Annotated in this window: 6 protein-coding genes; 2 read left to right on the forward strand and 4 right to left on the reverse strand. The window is 71.8% G+C overall.

Features of this window, described 5'->3' with window-relative positions; all coding sequences use genetic code 11:
* Positions 1-297: 297 nt before the first annotated feature.
* Both ACPT94_RS15500 and ACPT94_RS15505 read right to left on the reverse strand, forming a co-directional pair.
* On the reverse strand, positions 298-1,887 hold the full coding sequence (locus ACPT94_RS15500) for a polyamine aminopropyltransferase (RefSeq protein ID WP_425246063.1): 1,590 nt from the start codon (positions 1,885-1,887) through the stop codon (positions 298-300).
* Positions 1,888-1,999: 112 nt separating this feature from the next.
* Positions 2,000-2,515 carry a DUF2617 family protein gene (locus tag ACPT94_RS15505; protein ID WP_360332646.1) on the reverse strand — a complete coding sequence of 172 codons (516 nt, stop codon included), beginning with the start codon at positions 2,513-2,515 and terminating at the stop codon, positions 2,000-2,002.
* A gap of 782 nt (positions 2,516-3,297) precedes the next feature.
* On the opposite strand from ACPT94_RS15505, the gene ACPT94_RS15510 reads away from it, so the two are divergent.
* On the forward strand, positions 3,298-4,494 hold the full coding sequence (locus ACPT94_RS15510; protein ID WP_425246064.1) for a pyridoxal phosphate-dependent aminotransferase: 1,197 nt from the start codon (positions 3,298-3,300) through the stop codon (positions 4,492-4,494).
* A 139-nt stretch (positions 4,495-4,633) separates the two neighbouring features.
* On the opposite strand, the gene ACPT94_RS15515 is transcribed toward ACPT94_RS15510, so the two are convergent.
* A complete protein-coding gene (locus ACPT94_RS15515; protein WP_360332655.1) occupies positions 4,634-5,164 on the reverse strand; it encodes a YbjN domain-containing protein in 531 nt (176 codons plus the stop codon).
* A gap of 168 nt (positions 5,165-5,332) precedes the next feature.
* Positions 5,333-7,930 (reverse strand): ATP-dependent chaperone ClpB, encoded by a 2,598-nt coding sequence (gene clpB, locus ACPT94_RS15520; RefSeq protein ID WP_360332658.1) that lies wholly within the window; start codon positions 7,928-7,930, stop codon positions 5,333-5,335.
* 132 nt (positions 7,931-8,062) lie between these two features.
* Between clpB and ACPT94_RS15525 the strand changes: the two genes are divergently transcribed.
* Entirely contained in the window at positions 8,063-8,479 is a 417-nt protein-coding gene (locus ACPT94_RS15525) for a pyridoxamine 5'-phosphate oxidase family protein (protein WP_360332661.1), read from the forward strand.
* Positions 8,480-8,759: the final 280 nt, after the last annotated feature.

The following is an 8,759-nucleotide window of genomic DNA, read 5'->3' on the forward strand; positions in this document are numbered from 1 at the left end:
CTCGCCCGATGCAGGTGCGGGCCTCGCCCCTGGGGTCTCCGCCCCCAAACCCCCGGACCTGCGCCCACCCCACCGCCCGACTCGGTCGGCCCAGAAGCGACCCTCGCCCTGGGGGCTCCGCCCCCGGACCCGCACATCGGGGCCTCAGACCCCCGCATCGGCCCTGAACAGGCCTCGTCCCCGAACTCCCCCAGAGGGAATGCCCCCGGACGGGCTGGATGCCCCGACCCGCACCGGACCGGACCGCCCACCGGCGCCCGAACAGATCCCCTACAACCCTGCGGGTCAATACACCTACTAGTACCGCGGATGCACCAACGTCGAAGCCCGTACCCCCTCCAGCGGTGCTCCCAGTGGTCGTTCCTCGTGGTTCAGGGGCAGGGGTGGGGAGGTGGTTGTTCCGGCCAGGACGAAGCCCCAGTCGCGGGGGGCGCCGGAGGTGTCCTCGGTGCGGTCGGGGGCCGTGGTGATGCCGGTGTCGTCGCCGGTGACGCGGTAGGGGGAGGTGTGCAGGCCCGCCGCGCGGATCGTCGTCTCCACCGTCCAGAAGACGCGGGGGCGGGCGGCGACGGGGCCCGCGTGGACGACGAGGCGGCCGCCGGGGCGCAGGGCGCGGCGGGCCAGGCCGTAGAACTCCTGGGAGTACAGCTTCGTGCTGGCCGTGATGCCCGGGTCGGGCAGGTCGGCGATCACCACGTCGTACCGGCCCGCCGGGGTCTCGCGCAGGCGGCGGAAGGCGTCGGCGATGGTGACGTGGACGCGGGGGTCGTCGTAGGCGTGGCTGTTGAGGCGGGAGAGGGTGGGGTCGGTGCGGGCCAGGCGGATCAGGGCCGGGTCGAGTTCGACGACGTCGACGCGGTGGGCGTCGGGGTGGGTGAGGACCTCGCGGGCGGCCAGTCCGTCGCCGCCGCCGAGGATCAGTACGCGGGTGTGGGGGCCGTTCATCGCGGGGTGGACCAGGGCCTGGTGGTAGCGGCGCTCGTCGTGGCCGCAGACGCGGAGCCGGCCGTCCAGGTAGAGGCCCAGGGGGCGGCCCCGGGTGCCGCCGGTGAGGACGACCTCCTGGACCCCGGTCCGCAGGGCCACGCGGACGTCGTCGCCGTACACCGCGTGGCGTGCGGCTCGTTCGAAGTCGTCCACCAGGACGGCGGCGGAGGCCAGCACGCCGAGCACGGTGACCGTGGCCGTCAGCAGGAGACAGCGGGCCCGGCAGGTCAGGTCGCGGCGGAACAGGCCGAGGACCAGGGCGCTGCCCGCGACCACGTTCACCGCGCCGGTGAGGAGGGAGCTGGTGAGCTGGCCGAGGAAGGGGAGCAGGAGGAAGGGGAAGGCCAGACCTCCCACCAGCGCGCCCACGTAGTCCGCGGCGAACAGGTCCGCCACCGCGCCGCCGGCGTCCTGGCGGCGGATGCGCTGGATCAGCTCCATCAGCAGCGGGACCTCGGCGCCGATCAGCAGGCCGATCGCCAGGGAGAAGGCGACCAGCAGGACCCGTGGGCCGTTCGCCCACAGGCCGCCCCAGTCGCCCGTCCACGCGAACACCGCGTACAGCGCCAGCGCGCTGCAGCCCCCGACCAGCGCGAGCGTCACCTCGACCGCCGCGAAGCCGGCCGCCCCCAGACGGCGCAGCCGTTTCGCGACGAGCGAGCCGATGCCCATCGCGAAGACCATGACCGACAGCACGACGGAGGCCTGGGTGACCGAGTCGCCCATCAAGTACGAGGCGAGCGCGACCAGTTCGAGTTCGTAGACCAGACCGCAGGCGGCGCAGACGAAGACGCACCCGAGGACGAGGAGCCGCCCGGTGTCCGGCGGGACGGGGAGCCGCGCGGGGCCGCGCCAGGCTGGTGGGGCACCGGGCGGGGCTGGGGCGTGCGGTTCGATCACGAGTGGGACGTTACGTGACGAATACGGCGAGCTTCGTCACCCACACGTGTGGAACTGCGGGTGGCCGAGGCGCCGTACGTTTGAACCTCGGCTGATCCCGCTCCGTGGCCCGTCAACTCGCCGGCCCCCGAGCCCCCACCCGCGTCCTCGTCGCCACCAACTGCCCGTCCTGCGGATACGCGTGCCACGTCCGCCAGTGCACATGTCCCTCGTGGCGCTGGGCCAGCAGGGCCGTGAAGGCGTGCGGGCTGCCGGGGAAGACGCCGGCCAGACCGTTGGGGTGGTCGGAGACCAGGGCGAGCAACTCTTGGGCGCGGCCCGCGAACTGGCCCGGTGTCAGGACCTCCACGCGGGCGGCGAACTCGTACTCCCAGTCGCCCACCCGCTTGGACACGCCCAGCGGCAGCGGGGTGCTGCTGCCGGGAATGCAGGCGACCGTCTCGGAACAGGAGCCCTTCTCCTCCTCCAACAGCACCTGATGGGACGCGCCGAGGAGTCTCAACTGAAGCTTGGCGCCGAACAGTTCGAGGTCGAGTGTGGCCAGGGCGGGCAGCGGCTCGCGCCCCAGGGCCCAGGCGAGGTCGGCCGCGCGCGTGTCGGAGTAGGAGGTGTTCAGGGTCGTGAGCATGACTCGGCTCCGCTGGAACAAAAGAGGGAAGGTCCGGCGCACCCCGGTCGACACCGGGGGTCGGGCCCCGGTCGACCCGGTCTGGTCAGGGCGTCCGCGCGGGACGTCCGAGGGGGCCGAGGGGCTGCGTTGGCGGTTTAGAGGGAATCATGAACGGTGGCGCCGCAACAGTGTTTTTACCCAACTTCGTGGGGTTTCCATCCCTCAGAGGGCTGCACAGCTCAACTGTTCAGTCACGGAGCGCACCGTGCGTCCCGGGCGCTCCCGCGCGCAACCGTGCGCCGGACATGGTGCGACCGCGGGGCGCCCTGGTCAGGGGCGGGCCCCGCGGTCCGGATGCGGCTCCCCCTCGGGGAGCTCAGCTGCCCCGTGTCAGCTGCCTCCGCCGCATCCGCCGCCTCCGCCCCCGCAGGACGAACCGCCGCCACAGGAGTGTCCGCCGGAGGAAGAACCGCAGGACGAGGACGAACCGCCGTCCGCGGCGCCACCCGCCCACCAGCTGCCGCTGCCGCTGTGCCGGCTCGTGGACCGCCGCGGCCCGCCGCCCCCGTACGTACGCGCCCTGCTGGTCCTGCGTGCGCCCGCGACAAGCGCCCCCACCAACAGGACCGCGATCCCCGCCAGGATGATGCCGACGACCATGGCGTCACCCTCCTTTCGTATCCCCCGAAGCGGCCCCCCGTGGGCGCCTCGCGCACCGTGTGACCGGTGCGTGAACGGGGGATGCCCGCCCCTCTCACGGGCCAAAGCACACTTGAGGAAGTCCAGAGCTTCGACGCAGGATGACCGCCATGACCTCCACCGCACGTCCCTTCCTCAACCGTCGTCTCGCCCCTTTCGGGACAACGATCTTCGCCGAGATGTCCGCTCTGGCCGTGCGGACCGGGTCCATCAATCTCGGGCAGGGTTTCCCGGACACGGACGGTCCCGAGGAGGTGCGGGAGGCGGCCGTGCGGGCGCTGCGGGACGGCCGCGGCAACCAGTACCCGCCGGGCCCCGGCGTCCCGGAGCTGCGCACCGCGATCGCGGAGCACCAGCGCCGCCGCTACGGCCTGTCGTTCGACCCGGACACGGAGGTCCTGGTCACCGCGGGCGCCACGGAGGCCATCGCGGCCGCCCTGCTGGCGCTGCTGGAGCCCGGTGACGAGGTCGTGGCCCTGGAGCCGTACTACGACTCCTACGCGGCCTGCATCGCGATGGCGGGCGCCGCGCGGGTGCCGGTCACCCTGCGGCCGGACCCCGGGCGGGCCCGTTTCCGTCTCGACCTGGACGAGCTGCGGGACGCCGTCACCGACCGCACCCGGCTGCTGCTGATCAACACCCCGCACAACCCGACCGGGACCGTCCTCACCCGTGCGGAGCTGACCGCGATCGCCGAGCTGGCCGTGGAGCGGGACCTGCTGGTCGTCACCGACGAGGTGTACGAGCACCTGGTCTTCGACGAGGCCGAGCACGTGCCGCTGGCGGCGCTGCCGGGGATGCGGGAGCGGACGGTGACGATCGGGAGCGCCGGCAAGACGTTCTCGTTCACCGGCTGGAAGGTCGGGTGGGTGACGGCGGCGCCCGGGCTGGTGACGGCGGTGCGGTCGGCCAAGCAGTTCCTGACGTACGTGTCGTCGGGCCCGTTCCAGTACGCGGTCGCGGAGGCCCTCGCCCTCCCGGACACCTACTTCGACGCCTTCCGCGCGGACATGCTGGCCAAGCGGGACCTGCTGGCGGCGGGTCTGGCGGAGGCGGGCTTCTCCGTGTTCCGTCCCGCCGGCACCTACTTCGTCACCACCGACATCCGCCCCCTCGGCGAGAGCGACGGCTTCGCCTTCTGCCGCTCGCTGCCGGAGCGGGCGGGCGTGGTGGCCATCCCGAACGCCGTGTTCTACGACCACCGCGAGGCGGGCGCTCCGTTCGTACGGTTCGCGTTCTGCAAGCGGACGGGTGTGCTGGAGGAGGCCGTGCGGCGGCTGAAGGCGCTGGCCGGCTAGCCGGCGCGACGGTGCCGGCCACGGACGGCGAGAGCCCGGCCCCGGCGCGCGACCTCGATGGTCGCGGCCCTGGCCGGGCTCTCGTTCGCGTAGGGGGCGGGCCCGGTCGTCTACGCCGGCACGCCGCCGCAACGAGGCGTTACGCGTCGCCCTCCTCGGGCTCGTCCGCGTCGTTGACCTCCTTCTCGAGGCCCAGCTGCTCCACGAGCCACTTGTCGAACTCGATGGCGGCACGGACCCAGCTCACCGTCGAGGAGACGAAGAGCTCGATGTTGACCCCGGCGCCGATCAGCATCTGCGCCTCGCCGATGAGGCGGACGGTGCCGTCGTCGTGGGTGTGGGTGTAGACCTTGGGCCACAGGGTGCGGCGGTTCCAGTCGTCGACGGACTCCAGCAGCTGCGGCTTGTCGTCGATCTTGTGGGGCCGGTCGAAGAACGTCCGCACCGAGTAGACCGCCTGGTCCCCCTCGCCACGGAACATGAAGTACGTACGGAACTCCTCCCACGGCGCCGCGAGGTCGCCCTCGTCGTCGACGACGTACTTCAGCTCCATCTGGTCGAGGAGCTGCTTCACGAGGTCCTGATCCGGAATGACGGGGCCCGCCGGTCCCTGGGGCTGCGGCTCGGGCTGGCCCCCGAAGTTCGGAATCGAGGACGGGTCGATGGACATACTTGAAGACTCCTGCGGTCGTCTGCCTCGCCGGCCGTCACTGCGACCGCGCGTGTACGTCCCACCCTCTCTCTCTTGGCCCCCGGGCGGCAACCTTCCACGGCGGCGGGCCGACTCTCCGTGACGGATCGACGACGGGTGCGCGACCTCGAGCGGAAACGCTCGGAGTCACAGTGTTTTTCCGGTCGCCGGGCCCACGATCAGCCCGTCCCCGAAGGCGTCCACCCGGACCGTGTCGCCGTCCTTGACCTCGCCGGCCAGGATCTCCCTGGCGAGGCGGTCGCCGATGGCCGTCTGGACCAGGCGGCGCAGCGGGCGGGCGCCGTACGCCGGGTCCATGCCCTCGTCGGCGAGCCACCCCAGCGCGGCGTCGGTGATCTCCAGACTGAGCCGCCGCTCGGCCAGCCGCCTGGCCAGCCGGTCGATCTGCAGCCGCGCGATCCGGCTCAACTCGTCCTTGGACAGAGCCGAGAAGACGACCAGGTCGTCGAGCCGGTTGAGGAACTCCGGCTTGAAGGAGGTCCGCACGACCTCCAGCACCTGCTCCTTCTTCTCCGCCTCCGTCGAGAGGGGATCGACCAGAAACTGGCTGCCCAGGTTGGACGTCAGCACCAGGATCGTGTTGCGGAAGTCGACCGTACGGCCCTGCCCGTCCGTCAGACGGCCGTCGTCCAGCACCTGCAGGAGGATGTCGAAGACCTCGGGGTGGGCCTTCTCCACCTCGTCCAGCAGCACGACGCTGTACGGGCGCCGCCGCACCGCCTCCGTGAGCTGGCCGCCCTCCTCGTAGCCGACGTAGCCGGGCGGGGCGCCGACCAGGCGGGCGACGCTGTGCTTCTCGCCGTACTCGGACATGTCGATGCGGACCATGGCCCGCTCGTCGTCGAAGAGGAAGTCGGCGAGCGCCTTGGCGAGCTCGGTCTTGCCGACGCCGGTCGGCCCGAGGAAGAGGAAGGACCCGGTCGGCCGGTCGGGGTCGGCGATCCCGGCGCGGGACCGTCGTACGGCGTCCGACACGGCCCGTACGGCCTCGGTCTGGCCGATGAGCCGCCTGCCCAGCTCGTCCTCCATGCGCAGCAGCTTCTGCGTCTCGCCCTCCAGCAGCCGGCCGGCCGGGATCCCGGTCCAGGAGGCGACGACGTCGGCGATGTCGTCCGAGCCGACCTCCTCCTTGACCATGGTGTCCTTCGCGGCCTCCTCCTCGGCGGCGGACGCGGCCTGCAGGTCGCGCTCGACGGCCGGGATCTCTCCGTACAGCAGCTTGCTGGCGGTGTCGAAGTCGCCGTCGCGCTGGGCGCGTTCGGCCTGGCCGCGCAGGTCGTCGAGCTTCTCCTTCAGCTCGCCGACCCGGTTGAGGGACTGCTTCTCCTTCTCCCAGCGGGCGTTGAGGCCACGCAGCTCCTCCTCCTTGTCGGCGAGGTCGCGGCGCAGCTTCTCCAGGCGCTCACGGGAGGCGGGGTCGGTCTCCTTGCCGAGCGCCAGCTCCTCCATCTTCAACCGGTCGACGGCACGCTGGAGTTCGTCGATCTCGACGGGCGACGAGTCGATCTCCATGCGGAGGCGGGAGGCGGCCTCGTCGACCAGGTCGATGGCCTTGTCGGGCAGGAAGCGGGAGGTGATGTACCGGTCGGAGAGGGTGGCCGCGGCGACCAGCGCGCTGTCCGCGATCTGCACCTTGTGGTGGGCCTCGTACCGGCCCTTCAGACCGCGCAGGATCGCGATGGTGTCCTCCACCGTCGGCTCCGCCACCAGCACCTGCTGGAAACGGCGCTCCAGCGCCGGGTCCTTCTCGATCCGCTCGCGGTACTCGTCGAGGGTCGTCGCACCGACCATGCGCAGCTCACCGCGGGCGAGCATGGGCTTGAGCATGTTCCCGGCGTCCATGGCGGAGTCCCCGCCGGCGCCGGCGCCCACGACGGTGTGCAGCTCGTCGATGAAGGTGATGATCTGCCCGTCGGAGTCCTTGATCTCGGCGAGGACGGTCTTCAGCCGCTCCTCGAACTCACCGCGGTACTTGGCACCCGCGACCATCGCGCCCAGGTCGAGCGCGACGAGCCGCTTGTCCTTGAGGGACTCGGGCACGTCCCCCTTCACGATCCGCTGGGCGAGCCCCTCGACGACGGCGGTCTTGCCGACGCCGGGCTCCCCGATGAGAACGGGGTTGTTCTTCGTGCGGCGGCTCAGCACCTGCACGACGCGGCGGATCTCCTGGTCCCGCCCGATGACCGGGTCGAGCTTGCCGTCGCGCGCGGCGGCGGTGAAGTCCGTCCCGAACTTCTCCAGGGCCTTGTACTGCCCCTCGGGGTCGGCGGTGGTCACCCGGCGCCCGCCGCGGGCCTTCTGGAAGGCGTCGACCAGCTTCTTCGCGGTCGCCCCCTGCTGGGTGAGGACGTCACCGGCCTGCCCGCCCTTGGCGGCGATCCCGATGAGCAGATGCTCGGTCGACAGGTACTCGTCGCCCAGTTCCCTCGCCCGCGCCTGCGCGTCGGCGATCACGGCGAGCATCTCGCGGTTGGGCTGCGGCGGCGCGACGGTGGACCCGGTCACGCTGGGCAGCGACCCGAGCACCTTCTCCGCGCCGGCCCGTACGGCGGCCTGGTCGGCGTCGACGGCTGCGAGCAGATCGACGATGTTCTCGTTGTCCTGCCCCTGGAGCAGCGCGAGCAGCAGATGGGCAGGGGTGAGGTCGGGGTGTCCCTCGGACACGGCCCGGTTGCCGGCCGCCTGGATCGCGTCCCGGCTCCTGTTGGTCAGCTCGGCGTCCACGTTCGCTGTCTCCTCCTTGCGTCAGCCGTCTCCCACTACTGACTCAGTCAGCGTACACAAAGTTGAGTCTATTCCACTCAAGGTGTCTCCGCCGGTTCGGTCCGGGGCCGGGAGAGGCTAGATTCCGGGCGTATGACCGCCTACCCCCAGGATCCCGACGCCCGACTCGACGCGGCGTATCTCGCCTTCTGGCGCGAACGACACCTGTGCACCCTGACGACACCACGCCCGGACGGCAGCCCGCACGTCGTTCCCGTCGGCGTGACATACGACCCGGAGCGCCGGCTCGCTCGGGTCATCACCGACAAGGCGAGCAGGAAGGTGCGCAACGTCCTGGCCGCGGGCCCCGAGGGCGCCCGGGTCGCGGCCTGCCAGGTCGACGGCCGCCGCTGGGCCACGCTGGAGGGCCGGGCGCACGTCCGCACGGAACCGGACCGGGTCGCGGAGGCGGAGCGGCGCTACGCGGAGCGGTACGGGCGGACGCCACGGGTGAACCCGACACGGGTGGTGATCGAGATCGAGGTGGAGCGGGTGATGGGACACGGGTGACCTGACCGACCGGTCCGGGTGATGGGGCCGACCGGTCCCGGTGAGCTGACCGACCGGTCCGGTTGATCTGACCGACCGGTCCCGGTGACGGGGCCAATGGGTCACGGACGACCGGGCCCACGGCCCACGGACGACCAAGCCCACGGCCCACGGGTCGCCGAGCCGATGGGGCGGGAGTGACCGAAATGCACCCACGGCGTTTTCCGGCCACCCGGCCCGCCGGCGCATACCCCGAAATGTCCCCACGAACTGCAGCGGCGTCACCGTGTTCAGGTCACGG

The sequence above is a fragment of the Streptomyces aurantiaciflavus genome (assembly GCF_049808595.1).
GTDB lineage: Bacteria > Actinomycetota > Actinomycetes > Streptomycetales > Streptomycetaceae > Streptomyces.